This is a genomic window from Mycobacterium sp., from assembly GCF_032159565.1.
Taxonomy (GTDB): domain Bacteria; phylum Actinomycetota; class Actinomycetes; order Mycobacteriales; family Mycobacteriaceae; genus Mycobacterium.
In genome coordinates, this window is sequence record NZ_JAVHWR010000189.1 from 24,505 (window position 1) to 45,977 (window position 21,473).

General features: G+C 66.6%; 17 protein-coding genes. 7 read left to right on the plus strand and 10 right to left on the minus strand.

Features of this window, described 5'->3' with window-relative positions:
• Positions 1-5 precede the first annotated feature (5 nt).
• On the minus strand, positions 6-2,249 hold the full coding sequence (locus tag QOC76_RS25585; RefSeq protein ID WP_526361713.1) for an alpha/beta hydrolase-fold protein: 2,244 nt from the start codon (positions 2,247-2,249) through the stop codon (positions 6-8).
• Positions 2,250-2,388: 139 nt separating this feature from the next.
• Here QOC76_RS25585 and QOC76_RS25590 point away from each other — a divergent pair, with 139 nt between their 5' ends.
• The 3 genes from QOC76_RS25590 to QOC76_RS25600 all read left to right on the plus strand — a co-directional run bounded on the left by QOC76_RS25590 (position 2,389) and on the right by QOC76_RS25600 (position 6,300).
• Positions 2,389-3,789 carry a WS/DGAT/MGAT family O-acyltransferase gene (locus tag QOC76_RS25590; RefSeq protein ID WP_526361715.1) on the plus strand — a complete coding sequence of 467 codons (1,401 nt, stop codon included), beginning with the start codon at positions 2,389-2,391 and terminating at the stop codon, positions 3,787-3,789.
• A 73-nt stretch (positions 3,790-3,862) separates the two neighbouring features.
• Positions 3,863-4,744, plus strand: a complete 882-nt coding sequence (locus QOC76_RS25595; protein ID WP_526361759.1) for an SDR family NAD(P)-dependent oxidoreductase — start codon at positions 3,863-3,865, stop codon at positions 4,742-4,744.
• Complete coding sequence (locus QOC76_RS25600) at positions 4,741-6,300, plus strand: class I adenylate-forming enzyme family protein (protein WP_526361717.1); 1,560 nt, start codon at positions 4,741-4,743, stop codon at positions 6,298-6,300. Before QOC76_RS25595 ends, QOC76_RS25600 begins: the two co-directional genes overlap by 4 nt.
• Before the next feature lie 346 nt (positions 6,301-6,646).
• On the opposite strand, the gene QOC76_RS25605 is transcribed toward QOC76_RS25600, so the two are convergent.
• Genes QOC76_RS25605 through QOC76_RS25620 form a run of 4 tightly spaced genes read right to left on the minus strand, consistent with a single transcriptional unit; the run spans position 6,647 to position 11,559 of the window.
• Complete coding sequence (locus QOC76_RS25605; protein WP_526361719.1) at positions 6,647-7,663, minus strand: NAD(P)/FAD-dependent oxidoreductase; 1,017 nt, start codon at positions 7,661-7,663, stop codon at positions 6,647-6,649.
• The gene (locus tag QOC76_RS25610; protein ID WP_526361721.1) at positions 7,660-8,163 is read right to left on the minus strand and encodes an isoprenylcysteine carboxyl methyltransferase family protein; all 504 of its coding nucleotides are present in this window, start codon (positions 8,161-8,163) and stop codon (positions 7,660-7,662) included. The genes QOC76_RS25605 and QOC76_RS25610 overlap by 4 nt, the downstream gene beginning before the upstream one ends.
• A 9-nt stretch (positions 8,164-8,172) precedes the next feature.
• Positions 8,173-9,243, minus strand: coding sequence for a type III polyketide synthase (locus QOC76_RS25615; protein ID WP_526361723.1), 1,071 nt, complete (start codon positions 9,241-9,243; stop codon positions 8,173-8,175).
• A 3-nt stretch (positions 9,244-9,246) separates the two neighbouring features.
• Entirely contained in the window at positions 9,247-11,559 is a 2,313-nt protein-coding gene (locus QOC76_RS25620; protein WP_526361761.1) for an MMPL family transporter, read from the minus strand.
• A 172-nt stretch (positions 11,560-11,731) separates the two neighbouring features.
• Here QOC76_RS25620 and QOC76_RS25625 point away from each other — a divergent pair, with 172 nt between their 5' ends.
• Positions 11,732-12,478 (plus strand): Mut7-C RNAse domain-containing protein, encoded by a 747-nt coding sequence (locus tag QOC76_RS25625; protein ID WP_526361725.1) that lies wholly within the window; start codon positions 11,732-11,734, stop codon positions 12,476-12,478.
• A 237-nt stretch (positions 12,479-12,715) separates the two neighbouring features.
• Here QOC76_RS25625 and thiC read toward each other — a convergent pair whose 3' ends face one another.
• The 4 genes from thiC to QOC76_RS25645 are packed head-to-tail and all read right to left on the minus strand — an operon-like array spanning position 12,716 to position 17,120.
• On the minus strand, positions 12,716-14,299 hold the full coding sequence (thiC, locus tag QOC76_RS25630; protein WP_526361727.1) for a phosphomethylpyrimidine synthase ThiC: 1,584 nt from the start codon (positions 14,297-14,299) through the stop codon (positions 12,716-12,718).
• A 31-nt stretch (positions 14,300-14,330) separates the two neighbouring features.
• Entirely contained in the window at positions 14,331-15,719 is a 1,389-nt protein-coding gene (locus QOC76_RS25635; protein WP_526361729.1) for an NAD(P)(+) transhydrogenase (Re/Si-specific) subunit beta, read from the minus strand.
• Positions 15,712-16,029: an NAD(P) transhydrogenase subunit alpha part 2 gene (locus QOC76_RS25640; RefSeq protein WP_123026674.1), complete on the minus strand. Its 318-nt coding sequence runs from the start codon at positions 16,027-16,029 to the stop codon at positions 15,712-15,714. The genes QOC76_RS25635 and QOC76_RS25640 overlap by 8 nt, the downstream gene beginning before the upstream one ends.
• The gene (locus QOC76_RS25645; RefSeq protein WP_526361731.1) at positions 16,026-17,120 is read right to left on the minus strand and encodes a Re/Si-specific NAD(P)(+) transhydrogenase subunit alpha; all 1,095 of its coding nucleotides are present in this window, start codon (positions 17,118-17,120) and stop codon (positions 16,026-16,028) included. The genes QOC76_RS25640 and QOC76_RS25645 overlap by 4 nt, the downstream gene beginning before the upstream one ends.
• A gap of 272 nt (positions 17,121-17,392) precedes the next feature.
• Here QOC76_RS25645 and QOC76_RS25650 point away from each other — a divergent pair, with 272 nt between their 5' ends.
• Positions 17,393-18,418, plus strand: a complete 1,026-nt coding sequence (locus tag QOC76_RS25650; RefSeq protein WP_526361733.1) for a ketopantoate reductase family protein — start codon at positions 17,393-17,395, stop codon at positions 18,416-18,418.
• Positions 18,419-18,429: 11 nt separating this feature from the next.
• Positions 18,430-19,848: a pyruvate kinase gene (pyk, locus tag QOC76_RS25655; RefSeq protein WP_526361735.1), complete on the plus strand. Its 1,419-nt coding sequence runs from the start codon at positions 18,430-18,432 to the stop codon at positions 19,846-19,848.
• 101 nt (positions 19,849-19,949) lie between these two features.
• Here the strand turns inward: pyk and QOC76_RS25660 are convergent, their stop codons facing one another.
• Positions 19,950-20,429: a PAS domain-containing protein gene (locus QOC76_RS25660; protein ID WP_526361737.1), complete on the minus strand. Its 480-nt coding sequence runs from the start codon at positions 20,427-20,429 to the stop codon at positions 19,950-19,952.
• Positions 20,430-20,538: 109 nt separating this feature from the next.
• Here QOC76_RS25660 and QOC76_RS25665 point away from each other — a divergent pair, with 109 nt between their 5' ends.
• On the plus strand, positions 20,539-21,447 hold the full coding sequence (locus QOC76_RS25665) for a LysR family transcriptional regulator (RefSeq protein ID WP_526361739.1): 909 nt from the start codon (positions 20,539-20,541) through the stop codon (positions 21,445-21,447).
• Positions 21,448-21,473: the final 26 nt, after the last annotated feature.

The window sequence follows — 21,473 nt, forward strand, 5'->3', positions numbered from 1 at the left end:
ACGCCTCAATGGGTCAACGTGATGGTGTGTTGACCGACGGGCACCGCCACCGTCGGACCGGTCGGCCGACCGTCGAGCAGGACCGTCGTGTCGGGTGGCAGCGCGGCCAGCGTGATGTGCGCGGGCGTGTCGGTCACCACGGCGATGGTCGATGCCGACAACGCGGCAAGCCCGGCCCTGGCGACGTCGATGGTGAGCCCTGCGACGCGGCTGAGGTTCAAGGCCAGGGAAGGCAACGGAGCGACAGCCGGCCCGATCCTCCAGATGAGTTCGGTGTACAGGCCGGGTGAGAGGTCGAGGTCCGGTTCGAAGCCACGACGACGCTGCGTGGTGCGCGTAGGGTCCGGCCGCGCATGAGACCTCGCGTCGACGGAGGCTCTCGCACCCCGCGTGGCTGTGGTGTCCGGGTCGGCCGTCAGGTCCGACAGCCACCAGACCTGGTGTGGCCCGATGCCGAGGTCGGGCCGCACCAACTGCGGAAACCACGTGAAGGTGATATGGCCGGGGTCGCCCTGCCGGAGGCCGGTGCCCATGTGCGAAACCGGATCGTCGAACTCGTCCTTGAACACCCACCCGATGTGGTCCTCGGTCGGATAAAGGGTGAACCGGTAGCGGTAGGCGAGCCGGTCGAGCTCATGCACCTGGAACAACATCGATGAGACCGGCACCAACTCGTCGAGCAGGCCGTGGGCGATGACGAACGGAAGCCACCGCGCATTGACGAGCAACCGCAACGTGTCGCCCTCGCGCGCGCAGTGCGAGTCCGGGTCGAGGTTTGCCGGGATGTCGACGTCGGGCAGCAGTCGCACCCCGCAGGACGGCGGCCCGGCCAGCACGACCGCCTGGGCGAACACCTCCGGATAGGCGAGCGCCAGTTTGTAGGCGCCGTAGCCGCCCATCGAGTAGCCCGCGATCACGGTGCGGTTGGGGTCGGTGCCCAACTGCTCGGCCAGGCGCGCCCAGACTTCCCACACGTCCAGCTCACCCTCGTCGAGGTACCAGCACGAGGGACCGCGGGCCAGCGGTGTCACCACCACCGAGTCCCGGTCCTCGCAGATCTGGTGAAGCAGCCGCGGACCGATGGCGGCGAACTGGTTCTGGCCCAGCGCAAGTGAATGCAACAGCAGTGTCAGTGGCAACTTGCGGCCGGGAGCGTACGTCGCGGGAAGGCACACCGAATAGGGCTGCACCCGGCCGAGGAAGGTGGGGTCGGTGCTCAACGGCGCGGTGTCGGCGACGCCCTGTCCCAGCTCGACCGACGAGACATACCACCGGGTGGAGACGCCCCTGACGACGGGCTCGTCGGTGGCGGTGTGATCGGCGAGCGCATCCCACGGAACGGCAAGCGAGAACTGGGACACGTCGCCGTGGGACAGGGCGGCGGCCTGGGCCTGGTCGGACCAGAAGTTGAGGTGCGCCTTCTCCTGCTCGTGGGTGCGGAACGCGACGTTGTAGACGTTCGGCTGCCCGGGTTTCGCGCCGTGGGTGAGGGGAACGTCGGCGAACCCGTCTCCCCGCTCGTTCGCGAGCCCGGCGGCCAGCCGAACCGTCCAGGTGCCTGCCGGCTCCACCAAGGCGCGCGGAAGCCGGGCGAGGAAGGAGCGAGCCGCCATGTCGACGGTGTGTTCCACCGGTGTCGACGCATGAGTGGTGAGGTCGATCAGCCGTGCACCGGAGGCCGAGACGAGCAGTGCGAGGTCGATGCCGGCGGAACGGATGCCCGCTTTCGCCGGCCATTCGTCGGTGGTTGTCGTTGCGCGGTCGGTGTCGAATGTGAATAGTGCGACGGGGACGGACGGGTCGAGCAGCGTGTTCCAGTCGACCCGCCACCAGGTGTCGGTATCGGTGAGGCCGATGGCGACGCGGAAGATGTCGGCGCCGTTGCGGGCGGCGGGTCCGTCGGGGTAGACGTACGTGCCGCGTGGCGGCGCCCCGCCTTTACCCAGGCTCACCGGGACGCCGGTCGCGCCGTGGTCGTCGTAGAGGAAGTCGGTCCAGAACAGGGCACCGTCGGCGAAGCGGCTGGTGCCGCAGGTGCGCGGGAACTCCTCGCCGAACGGCCATCCGGCCGGTGCCGGAAGGGCGGGCTCGGGCCGGCGCGCCGCCGGCGGAACGCCTTCGGGCATCCCATCGACGACGAACAGCTCCGAAGGCGGCGCGGGCGACTGCGGTGTGACCGTGTGCAACACCGCCTCGGCGATGTGGCGCCCGACGCGGATGGGCAGGAGGACAACGTCTACCAATGACATGGTTTCAACCTATGGGGTATCGGACCAGGCATGTAACCCTTCGGCCCGCGGATTGCGCTCCGACGGTGGAGTTTTCGAGAATTGTCGGCGTTCTGCGCAATCGCCTTCGTTGCGTGGTCATTGCGCCTAGCCTCGGCATATGGAGCGTCTCAGTGGGCTCGACGCGAGTTTCCTTTACATCGAAAGTTCTACCCAGCCCCTGCATGTGTGTTCGATCCTCGAGTTGGACACGTCGACGGTGCCGGGGGGTTACAGTTTCGACCGCCTTCGCGACGAGCTGGCCTCGAGAATCGCGGCCATCCCGGAGTTGCGGGCAAAGCTGGCCGACAGCCAGCTCAATTTGGACTATCCGGTGTGGGTCGACGACGACGGGTTCGACCTCGACCGTCATCTGCTCCGCATCAAGCTGCCCTCGCCGGGAGGACGCCGAGAGCTGGTCGAGATCTGCGGGCACATCGCATCCGCACCGCTGGATCGCGACAGGCCGCTGTGGGAGATGTGGGTGATCGAGGGTGTTGCCGAAACCGACCCGCGCGCCGGCGGACTGTTGGCGGTGATGACCAAGGTCCATCACGCCGCGGTGGACGGGGTGAACGGCGCCAACCTCTTGTCGCAGCTGTGCAGCGCCGCGCCCGACATGCCGCCGCCGGCACCGGTGGAGGGTGCGGGCAGTGCCGGTCCGCTGCAGATAGCGGCGGGTGGGCTGATGAGGTTCGCCGCGCGGCCCTGGCAGTTGGTGAACTTGATGCCGACGACGGCTGCGACGATCGTGAAGACCCTGCGGCGTGCGGGCGACGGACTGACCATGGCGGCGCCCTTCACAGCACCGGCAACCCGGTTCAACACATCGGTCACCGCCGACCGCAACATCGCGTTGGTGCAGTTGAGCCTCGACGACGTCAAGAAGGTCAAGGACCGCTTCAACGTCACCGTCAACGACGTGGTGATGGCCTTGTGCGCGTCGGTGCTGCGCTGGTTCTTGAGCGACTACGGCGAGCTGCCGGCCAAACCACTGGTGGCGATGGTGCCGGTGTCGGTGCACGACAAATCCGATCGGCCGGGTCACAACCAGTTGTCGGGGATGTTCTGCAGCCTCGCGACCCACATCAGTGATCCCGCGCAACGATTACGGGCGATCGCCCGTTCGGACGCCGCTGCCAAGAACCACAGCTCGGCTATCAGCCCCACGCTCTTGCAGGATTGGGCGCAACTGGCGGCCCGGGCGGTGTTCGGCGCCGTCTTCCGTCTTCTGGCTGACTCGCCGCTGATCGGGAACCCCGTGCACAACCTCATCGTTTCGAATGTGCCGGGGCCGCAGGCAACGCTGTACTTCATGGGTTGTGAAGTCCAGGCGATGTATCCGCTCGGACCGCTGTTCCACGGCTGCGGCCTGAACATCACCGTGATGTCGCTGGACGGCAAGTTGAACGTGGGCGTGGTCTCCTGTCCGGACCTGTTGCCCGATCTGTGGCGGTTGGCCGACGACTTCGATGTTGCGCTTCAGGAGTTGCTCGAATGCGACGTTCCGGCGCGCAGGTGAGGCCTTGGCTTCGGCGCACGCGGCTCAGCCGCTCGGCCGGTTGAGCACGCCGGCTCCGGGGAAGTCCGTTCTGGTGAGCCTGGCGGCGAAAGCCCTCGACAAAGTCGTGAATCCATCGCATGGATCTGCGCCAGACCGCCTCCGCGACGCGGTGTCGGGGAAGACCGTACTGGTGACCGGCGCGTCGTTCGGTATCGGCGAGGCCACCGCGCGCACACTCGCGGCCGCCGGAGCGACCGTGCTGCTGGCGGCCCGGTCGGAGGACAAGCTCGACGAGCTGGTGCGGGCGATCGGCGCGGGCGGCGGGCGCGCAGTCAGTTACCCGGCCGACCTGAGCGACGAGGCCGCCGCGACCACGTTGGCGCAAAGAATCACCGACGAGCACGGGCCGCCGGACATCGTGGTGAGCAACGCCGGCAAATCCATCCGGCGGTCGCTGCACCACCAATACGAGCGACCGCACGACTTTCACCGCACGATCGGCATCAACTACCTCGGCCCGATCTGGCTGCTGCTGGGGTTGCTGCCTGCGATGCGGGACCGCGGGGCGGGGCACATCGTGAATGTCTCGAGTGTCGGTGTCCGCGTCCCCCCCGGTCCGCGGTGGGGCGCCTACCAGGCGTCCAAAGGCGCGTTCGACATGTGGCTGCGCAGCGTCGCTGCGGAATTGCATGCCGACGGCATCGACGTCACGTCGATCTACATGGCGCTGATCCATACCCGGATGACCGCGCCGACGGCGAGCCTGCGCAACGCTCCTGGACTGACTCCCGACGAGGCGGCGGACATCATCGCGAAGGCGATCATCGAGCGGCCTCGAACGATCGCGCCGTGGTGGTTATGGCCCGCCGAAGTCACCACGGTGCTCCTGCGGTCGCCGGTGGAGCGCGCGACGCAAGTGTGGTGGCGGCGGCGCGCGCGGCATTCGGACACGGTGGAAGCGGAGGACCGATGACCGAAAGCTTGGTGGCGACGGGATGTCGGGCGTTACTGCGCTCTCGACTGCTGGTTCCGCCGGGGCCTGCCGCGTTGCCGCGGTTCGTTCGCGAAGTGGCGCGAGGTCGCGCGAATCTGATCACCTTGCTGGGGATGACGGCGGCTCGGTGGCCGCACCGGACAGCGATGATCGACGACGAGGGTGCCATCAGTTATCGCGAATTGCTTTTGTGCACAGAGAGTCTCGCCGATCAGCTGCAACGCCGCGGCAGCGGCCCGGGGCACGCGGTCGGAGTCTTGTGCCGCAATGGGCGGGCTTTTGCCGCGGCTGTCTTCGCGGCGGCCATGGTCGGAGCCGACGTAGTGCTGCTGAACACGGACTTTCGGACCGAATCGCTGGCTGCCGCGCTTCGCAGCCACCGGATCGGACTGGTCGTCTGTGAAAGCGAGTTCGCTTCGCGCGTGCGTGACGCGGACGGCGGGGTGAGGGTGGTCGATGCGGCGGACGTCGATGTGCGCGAAGGTTCGCGGCCTGCTGTGGCGCGGGCCGGCCGAATCGTTCTGCTGACCTCCGGCACGACCGGTACACCGAAAGGTGTACCGCGTCAGCCGAAAATCCGAATGGCACTGGGCATCGGCGCATCGATCTTGGATCGCACGAGGCTTCAAATCGGATCACGAATCTCAGTGCCCGCGCCCATGTTTCATGGCCTGGGCTTCGGCATGCTGGCCCTGACCCTTGGACTTGGTGGCACTGTGCTCACCGGTCGGCGCTTCGACGCCGAAGCCACGCTGGCTCAGGCCTCAGAACATCGCGCCGACGCGTTGACCGTCGTGCCGGTCATGCTCGCGCGAATCCTCGACCTGAGCGAGAGCATGCGGGCGCGAAACCCGGTGCCGTCGTTACGAGTGGTGGTATCGAGCGGTGCCCGGCTTGATCCGAGTCTGGCCAGACGGTTCTCGGAGGTTTACGGCGACATCATCTACAACGGTTACGGCTCATCGGAAGTCGGTATCGGCGCTCTCGCAACGCCGACCGATCTTCGCGAGGCGCCGGAGACGGTGGGCAGGCCCGTTGTCGGTTGCGCGGTGCGGATCCTCGACGACGACGGCGGGGTCGTCGGCCCCGAGGTAACCGGGCGGGTTTTCGTCGGCGGTGACTTGACGTTCGAGGGTTACACAGGCGGTGAAAACAAAGACGTCGTCGACGACATGATGGACACCGGCGACATGGGCTACCTCGACCGGGCGGGACGGCTGTTCATCGTCGGCCGCGGAGACGACATGATCGTCTCCGGGGGCGAAAACGTCTACCCGCGTGCGGTCGAAAACGCCCTGGCCGAGCATCCGGACGTCGCCGACAACGCTGTGGTGGGCGTGCCCGACGAGGACTACGGGCAACGGCTGGTGGCGTTCGTCGTACCCCGAGCGGACGCCGACGTCCGCGAAGACTCAATCCGAGAGTTCCTGAAAGACAGGGTTTCTCGCTTCGAGCAACCTCGCGACATCAGGATCGTGAAGGAGATTCCGCGCAATCCGGCGGGTAAGGTCGTTCGTAACGAGCTGACGCCCTGACGGCATCACGTTCGCGAGAAGGCGGCCTGTCGTCACGGTATGTAGGTTCGAGATTCAATTCCCACGGAAAAGCCATTCGCCCCCCAGGCAGCGTCGCGTCGGCAATTAGCGGAAAACGCTACGCAATGTCTCGCGGTGTTGGGTAACTGTTCGATACAGGGTGAATTGCGATTGAGTCATGACGTCCGGTGACCGGGTCGCCGATGTCGTCGAGCACCTGGTGGGCAGCGTTGTAGGCGGGATGAACGCGGGATCAGGCTCGACCGCGTCGAGCCTGAGTTAGAAGCGCTCCTCTCTGCGACTCAGAGTGATCGGCTTGATTAGACGACTGACGCAACGATGGCTGCTAGTCGGCGAGCATGTTAACCGCGCCCGTGAAGACGCCGGGAAAGGCATTGGCGGCGGGCACAATTGCAGAACGCAGTGGTGGGAACGCGCTGGCGCGCAACACACCAGCGGTGAGCAGCCGATAGCGGCGTGACATTTGGCGCCACTGACGGTCGTAGTCGTCGACACGCCCGGCGGTGATGCAGTTCAGAAGCAGCTCGGCCGCGCCGAAGGCAATGCCGAGGCCTTCGCCCGTCAGGGCGTCGACATATCCCGCCGCGTCACCGACCAACAGCACCCGCCCCGCTGAGCGGCTGCGCACTCTTTGCCGCAGCGGACCCGCTGCCCGATCCGGGCCGTGTGCGTGGCCGTCGACCAGAGCCTTCAGAGCGGGGAATGCCTTGAACTGCTCGCAGAATGGGCCGCGGCGCGTGGTGAGGATCGCGACGCCGACGCAGTCCTCTGCCACCGGCGTCACGTACGCCTCTGCGTTGTCAGACCAATACACCTGCACGCAGTCAGTCCACGGCTTCATCGCTATGTGACGGCGGATGCCCCACCTGCGTGCCCCCGCGGAGGGGCGGCTCAGCCCGAGCGAGGCCCGGATCGGCGAGTGGAGTCCGTCCGCGGCGGCCAGGTGGCGGGCGCGGAAGTCGCCGCACTGCACCGACGTCGCGTCCTGACTCACCCGGCCGATCTCGCCATGCTCGATCCGTACCCCTGCCGCCGTCGCCGTATCCAAAAGGCTTGCATGCAAACATGTTCTGCGCACACCGCGCCCCGGCCCGGAGCGGAATCGCCCGGTCGCCCGGCGCGGACCGTCGATGTAGGTGATGCCGTGGAACGGCATGCCCGGCGGGTTTGCGCCGAGGGCTCCCAACTGCCGAAGCGTGTGGGGCATCAACCCCTCTCCGCAGGCCTTGTCGACGGGCCCGCGCCGCCGTTCCACCACGACGACCTCGAGCCCGGCCCGTGCGGCATGGATTGCGGTGGCCAGACCGGCCGGCCCGCCACCCGCAACCAACAGGTCGATCACCGCAGCCTCACCAGGGCAGCGTTCTCGACCCTGATCCGCGTCCGCAGCACCGCAGCATTGAGCGCGGTGAACACGAGCGCGGTGATCCACGCGGTATGCACCAGCGGCAGTGCAACCCCTTCGACCACCACCGCTAGGTAGTTCGGGTGCGGCATGAGGCGATACGGCCCGCGGCTCACCCGCTCGGCGCCGGGGACGACGACGACGCGGGCGTTCCACTGGTGGCCAAGGGTCGCGATGCACCACCACCGCAGGCCCTGTGCGGCCAGCACCACCGCCAGCATGGGCCAGCCCAGCGCAGGCAGGAAGGGACGGTGCAGACTCTCCACAAGGCAGCCGACCAGCAGGCCCACATGCAGGACCACCATCGCCAAATAGTGCCGGCCTCCGAACTCGGTGCCGCCGCGGTCCCGGCTCCAGGTCAGATTGCGTTGCGAGACAACGAGTTCGGCGACACGCTCGCCCGCCACCGCGGCGATCAACAACGCATACCAGGTCATGAACGGGATTCAGTTCCAGCGCAGCAGCACCAGCTCGGAGCAGAAGCCCGGGCCCATCGCCATCATCAGCCCCGGTGTGCCGGCCGGTGGCGGCTTGTCACGCGCATCGCGCAGAATGTGCAGCACGGAGGCAGACGACAAGTTGCCGACCTCGCTCAGGGAGCGCCACGACAACTCCAGCGCTTCGTCGTCGAGGTTGAGGGCGGTGTTGATCGACTCGAGGACCTTCGGGCCGCCGGGGTGCGACACCCATGAACCGATGTCGTCGATCGTCAGGTCGTGATCGGTCAGGAAGCCGGTGACGTCATCGGCGAAATACCGCTCGATGAGGTCGGGCAGATCGGGCGAGAGCACCAGATGAAAGCCTGAACCATCGATGTCCCAGCCCATTGTGCCGAGCGAGTCGGGGTAGAGCCGACTGCGTGAGGCCAGCACGTCCGGCCCGATGGCCCCCATGCGCTCGGCGCGACGCTCACCGACCGACACGACGGCGCCCGCCCCGTCACCGAACAATGCGCTGCCCACCATTGTGGCGATCGTCGGTTGAGCGGCGGGGTAGACCAGCGAACACAGCTCGACCGACACCAGCGCGGCAACGCCGTCGGGTGCACCTCGCAGATAGTCGTGCAGACGGGCCACGCCGGCCGCGCCGGCCACGCAGCCGAGGCCGAAGATCGGCACCCGGCGCACATCGGGCCGCAGGCCGAGCCGCCCGGCGATGCGGGCATCCAACGACGGCACCGCCACACCGGTCACCGTCGTCGTCACGATCAGGTCGACGTCACTGGGACGCAGCCCCGCCTCCTCAAGCGCACCGGACAACGCCTGGCACCCAAGTTCGACGGCGTGCTCGATGAAGAGGTCGTTGGATTCCTTGAAGTCGGCGAGCGACATCAGCTTCTCCAACGGCAGGATGCTGTAGCGGCTGTCGACCTTCGCACTCTTGTGGAGTCCACGTAGGGCCTGTTCATATCCGGCGAAAGCCGGAATCCGCAGGAACGCTTCGGTGATTTCATCTTGCGCGTACCGGTGCAGCGGTAACGCCCCGTATACGCCCGCAATGATGCTGGAAGGGCTCATCCTCTAGACACGACGCCCACGCTGCCTCGGTTCAATGTCGGCGTTGACTGGTTCGGCCGGTGGTGGCGGCGCCGGGCTGTGGCCGTCGTTGAGCCCGAGGCGGCGATGCAGTGCGGTCAGCCACCCGGGTGCCCACCAGTTCCATCGGCCCATGACGTGCATGAACGCGGGCACCAGAACCATCCGCACCAGCGTCGCGTCGACCATGACGGCCAGCGTCAGCCCGAGGCCGAATAGTCGCAGAACCGATATGTGAGCAAAGATCAGCGCGGCGAACGAGATCGACATGATGAGCGCGGCGGCGGTGATGATCCGTCCGGTGCGGGCGATGCCGAGGGCCACGCTCTCGTCGTTGTCGGCTCGCGACTTGCCGGACGCCAGCCAGAACTCCCGAATGCGGGAGACCAGGAAGACCTCGTAGTCCATCGACAAGCCGAACGCGACGCAGAACAGCAGCACGGGGATGTTCGCGACCAACGTGCCGGTCGATGTGGTGCCGAGCGCGCCGAGGTGGCCCTCCTGGAAGATCCACACCATCGCGCCGAACGCAGCGGTCAGCGAAAGGACGTTGAGCACCAACGCTTTCACCGGTACGACGATGCTGCCGGTGAGCAAGAAGAGCAGGACGAACATGATGACGGCGATGGTTCCGAGGACTATCGGGAGCCGCGTCGTGATGGCGTCGACGCTGTCGCGGTTGATCTGGGCGGTACCGGTCATGTCGACGTGACGGCCTGCGGGTCCGGGCACCGCGTGCAGTCGGTCGAGTTGAACTTCGGACTGCTCGGAGAACAACGGAGCGGTGCTGTCGATGGTGAGGAAAGCGCTGCCGGAGCCGAGACCCGCTGGAGCAGAGGGCGGCCCGGTGCGGTGGCCGCCGACGAAGGTGCCCGTCGGGGCCGATACCGCCGAAACGTCAGGCACTGCAGAGAGTTCGGTGGCGTATCGGTCGATGTCGTAGGCGCTTACGCCGTCGGCGTCGGGCAGGACGACGGTGACCGCGGTGTCGGTGTTGATGGCGAAGTTGCGTCGCAGCTGGTCGCCGACTTGGTGTGCGGAGGCGGAACTCGGAAGGACACGGTCGTCCGGGAATCCCCACCGCACGCTGAGGAAGGGCGCGCCGAGCACAAGCAGCAGCGCGACGCCGGCGAGCCCGAGCGGAATTGCTTTGCGCATAACGAATCTCGCGCAGTGGTACCAGAACCGTTGCTCGAGGGGGATGGGCTGCGGATCGGGTCGGCCGTGGGGGTACCTCCCGTTTGCGGGGGACATGCGGCGGGCGAGCCGGCGGACGTCGAGTGAATCCAGGCGGTCGCCGAGCAGAACGAGCGCGGCGGGTGTCACCACGATGGCCGCGCCGGCGGCGAAGGCGACGGTGGCGACGCCGGCGTAGGCGAACGACTTGAGGAAGTGCATGGGAAACAGCACCATCACCGCCATGGACAGCGCCACGGTGGTGGCGGAGAACACCACAGTGCGGCCCGCGGTGAGCATCATGCGGGTGAGGGCCTCGTCACGGCTGGCGCCGTCGGCGCGCTCGTCGCGGAACCGGCTGATCATGAGCAGCGTGTAGTCGATGGCCAGCGCCAGACCCATTGCCGTGGTGAGGTTCAGCGCGAAGATCGATACGTCGGTGGCGAACGTCATGAGCCGCAGGACAGCGAGAGCGCCGAGTATCGCCATGACGCCGACAGCGACCGGAAGAGCAGCCGCGAGCAGGCCGCCGAACACCCACACCAGCACGATGAAGCTCAGCGGGATGGCGAACGATTCCATCAGCAGCAGGTCGCGCTGCGACTGGTTGGTGATCTGGATGTTGACCATCGCGACGCCGCCCGAGCGGATTGTCGCGCCGCCGCGGTCGTGCGCCACTTGGTCGGACAGCTCCTTGGCGTACTTCTGCTGGTCGGCCTCGTCGCCGACGATGCCGGCGACGATCAGTCCGGCGGTGCGATCCTTGCTGATCAAACCGTGGGCGGCCGATGGCGGTGAGGTCCATGGTGAGCTGAGATCCGCGACGTGAGGCGACCGGTGGAGATGGTCGACGATGTCGAGGCCTGCCTGCGTGGTGTTCTGGCTGTCGACGCCGTCGGGGCTGGAGACCACGATGAGCAACTGGACGTCGCCCTGATGAAACTTGCCGGTCAACAGATCGGCTGCGCGGGACGACTCGGAGGTTGGGTCCTGGAACCCGCTGGCGGATAGCTTGTTGGCCACGGGGAGCCCGAAGACACCGAGCGCGACGGTCAACAGCGCCGCGAGTGCGATGACGGCGCGCGGCGCGGCGATGGCCAGTCGGGCGGTTCGATGTAGCAGGTTCGATCCTCCGCTCTGTGGACTGGCCACCACGAGGCGGAGACTTCCGCGTCTCCAAAAGAGTCACGGAGTGAGAAGGCGAACGGTTCAATCGGTCCGGTGATGGCCCTTCAGATGGCTAGCACCCAGGCATGCGATTGCGGCCGGCTGAGTCTGCGCGAGAAGATGAGGAATGGCGGGTCACGTGGATGTGCGGGTGTACGCCGAGCTCAACGCCTTCTTGCCACGCGGGTCGCGCGGCCTGACCCTGCGCCGTCCCTTCCGACCGCATCAGACGGTCAAAGACGTGCTAGAGGCGACGGGCATTCCGCATACCGAAGTCGACCTGATCGTGGTGAACGGGGAGGCGCAGGGTTTCACACACCGCCCAGCCCCCGGCGACCGCATCGCCGCGTACCCGATGTTCGAAGCGCTCGACATCGGCCCGACGGCCCGGCTTCGTCCGGTGCCGCTGCGCGATACCCGTTTCGTTGTCGACGTCAACCTTGGTCGACTGGCGCAGCTCTTGCGGCTGATCGGGTTTGACGCGTGGTGGAGGAGTAATGCCCACGACGAGACCTTGGTTGATATCAGCCTCGCTCAGCGGCGCATCCTGCTGACGCGAGACCGCGGCCTGTTGAAACGCCGCATCGTCACCCATGGCGTGTTCGTCCACTCCGACGACCCGGAAGCGCAGACGGTCGAAGTGATACGGCGGCTGGACCTCGGTGAGCGGCTCGCACCGTTGACCCGCTGCATGCGATGCAACGGCGAGCTGGTCGCGGTCAGCAAAGAAGAGGTCATCGACCGCCTGGAGCCGTTGACGCGGCGCTACTACCGCGATTTCGTTCGTTGCGCGGACTGCGGCCGGATCTACTGGCCGGGGTCGCATCATGCAAAGCTGCTGCGTCTCGTTGAACGGGTCCGCGAGCAGCTGTGAGCGTGATACAGCTACCGGCGAGGTAGAGGCCGTCGACGCCGATCGGTAGATCGCGGAATCCTTTGGGGGCGGGGCGACATCGGCCAGATCGTCGCCGACAGCGTCAACCTGGTGCGGTCGGGACTCACGCCGGTGCACTGACTTCGCCGACAGCTGGTCAGGCGCGGACGACGACCGTCGCGGTTACAAACTATCGCGATCCGCGCAGTGTCGCGAATGGCGGGCAGCCCAGGGATGTCAGTCGAGCGGCAGATAGACGCGGTTGCCGTGTTCGGCGAATTCCCGGGACTTCTCGGCCATAGCGTCGCGGACTTCGTGGCTGATGCGCATCGAGCAGAACTTGGGCCCGCACATCGAGCAGAAGTGGGCCGTCTTGGCCGGCTCGGCGGGAAGCGTTTCGTCGTGGAACTGCCGCGCGGTGTCCGGGTCGAGTGACAGCGCGAACTGGTCGTGCCACCGGAACTCGAAGCGCGCCTTCGACAATGCGTCGTCGCGCTCCTGCGCGCGCGGGCGTCCCTTGGCGAGATCTGCCGCGTGGGCCGCGATCTTGTAGGCGATCACGCCGTCTTTGACGTCCTTGCGGTCGGGTAGACCGAGGTGCTCCTTGGGCGTGACGTAGCAGAGCATCGCGGTGCCGGCCTGGGCGATGATGGCCGCGCCGATCGCGCTGGTGATGTGGTCATAGGCCGGGGCGATGTCGGTGGCCAGCGGGCCCAGCGTGTAGAACGGCGCCTCCTCGCACAGCTGCTCTTCCAGCCGCACGTTCTCCACGATCTTGTGCATCGGGATGTGACCCGGACCTTCGATCATCACTTGCACGCCAGCCGATTTCGCGATCTTGGTCAGTTCTCCCAGCGTGCGCAGTTCGGCGAACTGCGCCTCGTCGTTGGCGTCGGCGATCGACCCGGGCCGCAGCCCGTCGCCCAGCGAGAACGTCACGTCATAGCGCGCCAGGATCTCACAGAGCTCGGCGAAGTGGGTGTAGAGGAAGGACTCGCGGTGATGGGCCAGGCACCAGGCCGCCATGATCGATCCCCCGCGCGAGACGATGCCGGTGACCCGCTTGACCGTGAGCGGGATGTAGCGCAGCAGCACCCCGGCGTGCACCGTCATGTAGTCGACACCCTGTTCGGCTTGCTCGATCACGGTGTCGCGGTAGACCTCCCAGCTCAGTGCGGTGGGGTCGCCGTTGGCCTTCTCCATCGCCTGATAGATCGGCACGGTGCCGACCGGCACCGGTGAGTTGCGCAGGATCCACTCCCGGGTGAGGTGAATGTCGCGACCGGTCGAGAGGTCCATCACGGTGTCGGCGCCCCAACGGGTGGCCCACACCATCTTGTCGACCTCTTCGGCGATCGACGACGTGACCGCGGAATTGCCGATGTTGGCATTGATTTTCACCGCGAAAGCCTTGCCGATGATCATCGGCTCGCTCTCGGGATGGTTGTAGTTGGCGGGGATGACCGCGCGGCCGCGGGCCACCTCATCGCGGACCAGCTTGGGCCGCACGCACTCACGAGCAGCGATGAACGCCATCTCGGGCGTGACCTCACCGGCGCGGGCACGCTGCAGCTGGGTGCCGCGATCCCGCCTGACCGCGGGCCGCGGGGGCAAACCCGCGGACAGATCGATCACCGCGTCGGTTTCGGTGTATGGGCCCGAGGTGTCGTATAGGTCCAGGTGCTCACCATTGGACAGGTTCACCCGCCGAAACGGCACCCGGCCGCCCGGCACATCCGCGAGGCCCCGGTAGATCTTGGTGCTGCCCGCAATCGGGCCCGTGGTCACGGACGCGCCGAGACCGGCAGGCAGATCGGTCATGAAATCATCTCCCTACGCCTGCGAAATCCGCTCACAGGACCTTCAGTTCCTGGCTGATTTCGGCGACCGAGGACTTTGCGTCACCGAAGAGCATTGCGGTCTTCGGGTCGAAGTACAGGTCGTTGTCGATGCCGGCGAATCCGGCGCTCATCGAGCGCTTGAGCACGATGACCGACCTCGCCTGGTCCACATTGAGGATCGGCATCCCGTAGATCGGCGATGCGGGATTCGAGCGGGCCGCCGGGTTCGTGACATCGTTCGCACCGATGACCAGCGCCACGTCGGCGCGGCTGAACTCGCCGTTGATCTCGTCCATTTCCTTGAGTTGCTCGTACGGGACGTCGGCCTCGGCGAGGAGCACGTTCATGTGGCCCGGCATCCGGCCCGCAACCGGGTGGATGGCATGTCTGACCTCCACGCCTCGTTGCTCGAGCAGGCCGGCCATCTCGCGCACCGCATGCTGCGCCTGGGACACGGCCATGCCGTAGCCGGGAACGATGACCACCTGGCTCGCGTATCCCATCTGCATCGCCGCGTCGGCCGCACTGGTCTGCCGTACGGTCTGGTCCACCGGACCGCCGGCCGGGCCTGCGGCCGAGCTGGTCCCGCCGAACCCGCCGGCAACAATGGCCGGGATCGACCGGTTCATCGCCTTGGCCATCAGGTTGGTCAGGATGGTGCCCGAGGCGCCGACGATCATGCCTGCGACGATCATCGCGGTGTTGTCCAGCGCGAGCCCGGTCGCCGCGGCGGACAGTCCGGTGAGCGCGTTGAGCAGCGAGATCACGACCGGCATGTCCGCGCCGCCGATCGGTAGCACGACCATTACGCCGAGCACCGCTGCCGAGAGCAGGACACCGATGATCATCATCTCGGATCGTTGGCCCAGACCGATCGCGACGGCACAGCCGATGGAGACGAGCAGTAGTGCCGCGTTGAGCGGTTGCTGTGCCCGGCCGAGCGTGATCGGCCCGCCCGGCAACACCTCCTGCAGCTTGCCGAAGGCGATCAACGATCCCCAGAAGGACACCGAACCGACAATTGCGGCGAAAAGCGAAGTGACCGTGACATATCCGGCCACCGTCGCGTAGCCGTGGCTGTCCCGGAACTCCACCCACGCCACCAGGGCCACCGCGCCGCCGCCGACGCCGTTGAACAGCGCCACCAGTTGCGGCATCGCGGTCATCTTGACCTGCTTCGCCGACGGCACACCGATGACCGTCCCCAACGCGAGACCGAGCGCGATCAATAGCCAGTTGCTCGTCCCCGGCGTCAGCAGGGTCGCCACGATCGCAATCGCCATGCCGGCGCCCGCGATTATGTTGCCACGCACCGCTGTTCGTGGACCGGTTAAACCCATCAGGCCGTAGATGAAGAGTGCGAACGCAACAATGTAGAGAATCGAGATGAGCTCATTCATGAACGGCCGCAGTCCTTCCCGATTCGGAAGCCGGCTTCTTTTTGAACATGCCGAGCATCCGGTCTGTGACAAGGAACCCGCCCACCACATTGATGGCGCCGAAGGCGATGGCGATCACCAGCAACGTCCGCTCGAACACACCGGACGCGGAGCGGCCGAGTAGCACCAGGCCGGCGAGCAGCACGATGCCGTGGATGGCGTTGGTCCCGGACATCAGCGGGGTGTGCAGGGTGTTGGGCACCTTGGAGATCACGGAGAAGCCGATGTAGCCGGCCAACACCAAGATCGCCAGATTGGAGAGGAGTGTCATCGGGCCTCCGTCAACTGGTCGGTGGTCGAGGTCACGCAGCAAGCGGCAAGGATCTCGTCGGAGAGGTCCGGCACAATCTGGCCGTCGGCCAGCATGTGTTCGAGCAGCGCGGCGACGTTGCGCGCGTAGAGCTCGCTGGCGTGCTCCGGCATCGTCGCCGGCAGGTTCAACGGCGAGGCGATGGTGACGGCGTGCCGAACTACGGTCTCCCCGGGCACGGTGAGCTCGCAGTTGCCACCCGCTTCACCGGCGAGGTCGACAACCACGCTGCCCGGGCGCATTCGGCGTACCGCCTCGGCGGTGACAAGCCGAGGTGCCGGGCGGCCCGGAACGAGCGCAGTGGTGATCACGACGTCGAAACCCGAGATCGCCTCTGTGAGCCGCAGTTGCTGCTCCGCTTGCTCCTCGGTGGTCAGCGCGCGGGCGTAGCCGCCGTCGCCGGCGGCCTGAACACCGAGCTCCAGCCACTGGGCGCCCAGCGACCGAACCTGTTCGGCGACCTCGGGGCGAACGTCGAAGCCGGTCGTGCGGCCGCCCAGCCGCTTGGCGGTGGCCAGCGCCTGAAGCCCGGCAACGCCCACGCCGAGTACCAGGACCGTGGACGGCTTCACCGTTCCCGCGGCCGTGGTGAGCATCGGGAAGAAGCGGGTCGAGCATTCGGCAGCGCGTAGCACCGCTTTGTAACCGGCGACATTGGCTTGAGAGGACAGCGCGTCCATGGTCTGCGCCCGAGAGATCCGTGGCACCGCTTCCATGGCGAAACCGGTGACGCCCGCTATCCGGAGTCGGTCAGCGACCTCGGGGCGAGTGCGTGGTGCCAGGAATCCGGCCACGATCGATCCGGGCTTCAGGAACGTGATTTCGTCGTCGGTCGGTGGGTTCACCTTCACCACGACGTCGGCCGGCCAGGGATCACCGACGCTGGCGCCGGCCTGTTCATAGTGCGCGTCGGGGATGAGTGCCCCGGCCCCCGCCCCGGCCTCGATCACGACGGAAAGGCCGGCGCCGCATAGTCGTTCGACGAGCTTGGGGACCAGCGCAACGCGTCGTTCGCCCGGTGCGTTTTCCCGGGGCACTCCGATAAGCGTCATATTCCTCTTCCTGGCTGTGGCCGGGCAGAACGCTCCTGGCGGTTCACGTCGATGTGCTGATGCGGCGATGCCAAGCCGGAGCAGGCTGACAGTAGCATATCGCATACAGTATTCACTAGGACCTCGGGCGAGACCGAGACGGCGCGGCTTGCCGATCTCGGCGAGTACTCGATTTGCGCGCATTCTCGTCGGGCCGCCAGGCGTCCCCCAACTGGGTGATAGACACCCAACGCAATTAGTGCATACAGTATGCGATCGAGGAGGAGGTTGCCGTGAAGATCGCAGTCGTCGGTGCCGGAGCAATCGGCGCCTATTGGGGGGCCGCAATGCATCGCGGAGGCGCTGAAGTGCACCTCATCGCGCGGAACGAACACCTGCGCGCGATGCGGAAAAACGGTGTGCGCGTGATCAGTCCGCGTGGCGACTTCGTGGCATATCCGAATGCCACGGACGACCCGGCCGAGATCGGGCCCGTTGATTACGTTTTCCTCGGGCTGAAAGCGCACAGCTACCCGTCCTGCGGTCCCCTGGTGAAACCGCTGCTCGGCGAGAACACGGCAGTGCTGCCCGCGCAGAACGGGATCCCCTGGTGGTACTTCCACCAATTGCCAAGCCCGTACAGCGGCCGTCGGATCGAGGCCGTCGATCCCGGCGGAGCCACCAGCGCCGTGCTGTCGCCAGAGCGGGCGATCGGCTGCGTCGTCTATCCCGCCACCACGATCGAGGCGCCGGGAGTGATCCGGCATCTCGAGGGCACCCGGTTTTCCATCGGTGAGCCGTCGGGAGAGATCTCGGAGCGCTGTAAGACGTTGAGCGACGCGATGATTGCCGGCGGATTGAAGGCGCCGGTCGAGGCCGACCTGCGCAACGACATCTGGATCAAGCTCATGGGCAACGTCGCGTTCAATCCGCTCAGCGCGCTGACCAGAGCGACGATGGTCGAGTTGTGTCAGCACCCCGGCACCCGGCGCGTGGTCATCCAGCTGATGGAGGAGACGCTCGACATCGCTGCCAGGGTGGGCAGCACCCCGGACATTTCCATCGAGAAGCGGCTGCGTGGAGCCGAGAACGTAGGACACCACAAGACCTCCATGCTGCAAGACCTCGAATCGGGCAAGCAATTGGAACTCGACGCCATCGTGACCGCGGTGGTGGAGATGGCAGACCTGACCGGCGCCGCCGCTCCCACTCTGCGCACCATCCATGCCGCCACCGATCTGCTTGCACGCACGTGCGCGCCCGCATCGTCGCAGGCCATCCGCACGCCGGAGAAGGAAACTTCGCCCGTTATGTCCTGAGAGGACCAACCGTGAACCGTCGCGCCAAGATCGTCTGCACATTGGGGCCCGCCACCAGCACCGCGCCGCGACTGGCCGAACTCGTCGACGCCGGAATGGATGTCGCGCGGCTGAATTTCAGCCACAGCACCCAAGCCGAGCACTCGGTCGTCTACGACACGGTCCGTCAGATCTCCGCCGAACGCGGTCTTCCGGTCGGGGTACTGGCCGATTTGCAGGGACCCAAGATCCGGCTGGGCCGGTTCGCCGCGGGCTCAGTGGTTTGGGCCACCGGTGAGCGCATCGTGATCACCACCGCCGAATGTCGCGGCGATCACGACCGGGTCTCCACGACATACGCGGGGCTGGCGGCCGATGTGCGGCCGGGTGATCGGCTGCTCGTCGACGACGGAAAGATCGACCTGCGGGTGGTCGACGTCAACGGCGACGACATCACCTGCGAGGTTTTAGGGGGTGGTCCGGTCAGTGACCACAAAGGCATCTCGCTGCCGGGCGTCGCGGTCAGCGTCCCGCCCCTGTCCGAGAAGGACATTGAGGATCTGAAGTTCGCCCTCGAGCTCGGGGTCGACATGGTCGCCATGTCATTCGTCCGGGCCCCTGAGGAGGTGAAGCTCGCGCGCGCCGTCATGGACGAAGTCGGCAAGTGGGTACCCATCATGGCGAAACTCGAGAAGCCGGAGGCGGTTTCGGACCTGAAGGCGATCGTGGATGCGTTCGACGGACTGATGGTCGCCCGCGGGGACCTCGGCGTGGAGATGCCGCTGGAGCAGGTCCCGCTGGTGCAGAAGCGGGCCATCGGCCTGTGTCGCCAGGCAGCCAAACCGGTGATCGTGGCGACCCAGATGCTGGATTCGATGATCTCTGATCGGCGCCCCACCCGGGCCGAGGTCTCCGACGTGGCCAACGCCATCTTCGACGGGGCGGACGCAGTCATGTTGTCCGCCGAGACGAGCGTTGGGGCGTATCCGGCCCACACGGTGGCCACGATGGCGCGCATTGTCGCTGCGGCCGAAGACGCGCCATACGAAGAGATCACACCGGAGTGGGCTGCCGAGGAAGGCGATGCCGGCGTTGGCGACGCGGTTGCCGCGGCCGCCTGCGAATTGGGCCGACGGCTCGGCGCGAAGGTGCTGTGCTGCTTCACTCGTACCGGCGACACGGCCCTGCGCCTGGCGCGGCAGCGATCGCCGCTGCCGCTACTCGCCTTCGCGCACGACGAGTCGGTACGGGCCCGGTTGGCGTTCTCCTGGGGCATCGAGTCCGCAGTGCTGGCACCCGCGACCACGGCCGAAACCCTGCCGACCGAGGTGAGTCGGGGGTTGGCGGCCATGGGCATGCGGCATCCGGGAAGTCTGGTCGTGGTGGTGTCAGGGAGCCGCAGCGGCGTATCGGGGTGCACCGACTCGGTGCGCGTGCTGCGCATCGAATGACGCTGCCGGCTCGGTCATTCCGGTCAGTGCACCCGCGATCGTGCGGTTTCGTACACCTTACCCGGGGTGTCGCGTATGAAACCGCACGCTCGGCGCAATTTTCAGGCCGAGCCGACCCGAGACTCGAGTTCGGTCAGCTTGGTGCGCAACGCCTTCTCGGCTTCCCGGCGCTCGCTGACCTCGCGCATGATCGCCGATATCCCGACGATCTGGTCGGCGTCGTCCCGCAGTAGCGCCACGCTGAACTCGACCGACAGCCGGCGCCCGTCGCGGTGAGTGGCCGGCACGCTCAACAGCTTGTCCCCGTAGCGGGTGTATCCAGTGAGCATCGTCTGCCGGTAGCCCCTCCAGTGCCGGTCCCGCAGCTTCTCGGGGATGATCATGTCGAGGCTCTGGCCCACGATCTCGGCTGCCGAAAATCCGAAGACCCGCGCCGCTCCGTTGTTCCACAGTCGAACGGTTCCGTCAGGATCCGTCACCACGATGGCATCGGGCGCTTCGGTCACGGCCGCTTGGGCGAGCCAGGCCGCGGTGACACCGCCTTCGGCCCTTTCCGGAGCTGTTTGCGTTGTCTCGCTCATTGTTGCCCTCCCACATCGCCGTTCCAAGGTGGACATTTCCGTCGACCCACGGGTACCATACCGAATAAGACATACTGTATACAATCTACGATGACGAGGAGGACCGCCCATGCTGCTACGCCAGCTGGAGTACTTCGTCGCCGTCGCCAGGGAACGACACTTCGCCCGTGCCGCGGAAGCCTGCTACGTGTCGCAGCCTGCCCTTTCTACGGCGATCGCCAAACTGGAACGCGAGCTGAACGTCACGCTGATCAACCGGGGCCAGAACTTCGAGGGTCTGACCCTGGAGGGCGAACGGCTCGTGGTCTGGGCCAAGCGACTGCTCGCCGATCACCACGGCCTGAAGGCCGAGGCGGCGGCTCTCCGTTCGGGCATCTCCGGCACGCTCCGCCTGGGTACCGGGCCCACGGTGTCCACGACAATGGCACAGCCCGTGGCCGCATTCTGTGCGTTGCACCCGCTGGCCAAGGTGAAGGTCTGCTCCCGACTGTCATCCACCGAGCTGCTGCGGCAACTTCGCAACTTCGAGCTGGACGCCGCCATCGCGCACTTCGGGCCCGATGATCAGTCAGGCCTGACGGTAGTGCCGCTGTACGAGGAGCAGTATGTGCTGCTCGTGTCCGGAGAGAAGCTGGTGCCGGGCGCCCGAACCATCACGTGGGCTCAGGCGGCGGAGCTGCCGCTGGCGTTGCTGACACCGGACATGAGATTTCGTCAGTTCATCGACAAGGCCTTCGCCAGCAGTGGGGCGCTTGCCACCCCTCAGGTCGAAACCGACTCCGTAGCTTCCCTTTACGCACACGTGGCGACCGGATCGTGGGCGAGCGTGGTGCCGCACACCTGGCTGCGCGCGATGCCGGTGACGAGCGCCGCGAGAGCCATCCGGCTCGTCGAACCGGACGCGACGGCGCATATCTCAATGGCGATTCACGCGGCGGCCCCCGGTTCGGTCGCCGCCAGAGCGTTTCTGAATGTGGCGGCCGGGCCGCACCTCGTCGGCGACCTGAGCGGGCAGTGAATGCTTCGCCGACAACCGGGGCGGCG

Coding starts and splice junctions, on each gene's coding strand:
- QOC76_RS25585 (WP_526361713.1), bottom strand. CDS start 2,249: ATGTCATTGGTAGACGTTGTCCTCCTGCCCATCCGCGTCGGGCGCCAC.
- QOC76_RS25590 (WP_526361715.1), top strand. CDS start 2,389: ATGGAGCGTCTCAGTGGGCTCGACGCGAGTTTCCTTTACATCGAAAGT.
- QOC76_RS25600 (WP_526361717.1), top strand. CDS start 4,741: ATGACCGAAAGCTTGGTGGCGACGGGATGTCGGGCGTTACTGCGCTCT.
- QOC76_RS25610 (WP_526361721.1), bottom strand. CDS start 8,163: ATGACCTGGTATGCGTTGTTGATCGCCGCGGTGGCGGGCGAGCGTGTC.
- QOC76_RS25615 (WP_526361723.1), bottom strand. CDS start 9,243: ATGAGCCCTTCCAGCATCATTGCGGGCGTATACGGGGCGTTACCGCTG.
- QOC76_RS25625 (WP_526361725.1), top strand. CDS start 11,732: ATGGCGGGTCACGTGGATGTGCGGGTGTACGCCGAGCTCAACGCCTTC.
- thiC (WP_526361727.1), bottom strand. CDS start 14,299: ATGACCGATCTGCCTGCCGGTCTCGGCGCGTCCGTGACCACGGGCCCG.
- QOC76_RS25635 (WP_526361729.1), bottom strand. CDS start 15,719: ATGAATGAGCTCATCTCGATTCTCTACATTGTTGCGTTCGCACTCTTC.
- QOC76_RS25640 (WP_123026674.1), bottom strand. CDS start 16,029: ATGACACTCCTCTCCAATCTGGCGATCTTGGTGTTGGCCGGCTACATC.
- QOC76_RS25645 (WP_526361731.1), bottom strand. CDS start 17,120: ATGACGCTTATCGGAGTGCCCCGGGAAAACGCACCGGGCGAACGACGC.
- QOC76_RS25660 (WP_526361737.1), bottom strand. CDS start 20,429: ATGAGCGAGACAACGCAAACAGCTCCGGAAAGGGCCGAAGGCGGTGTC.
- QOC76_RS25665 (WP_526361739.1), top strand. CDS start 20,539: ATGCTGCTACGCCAGCTGGAGTACTTCGTCGCCGTCGCCAGGGAACGA.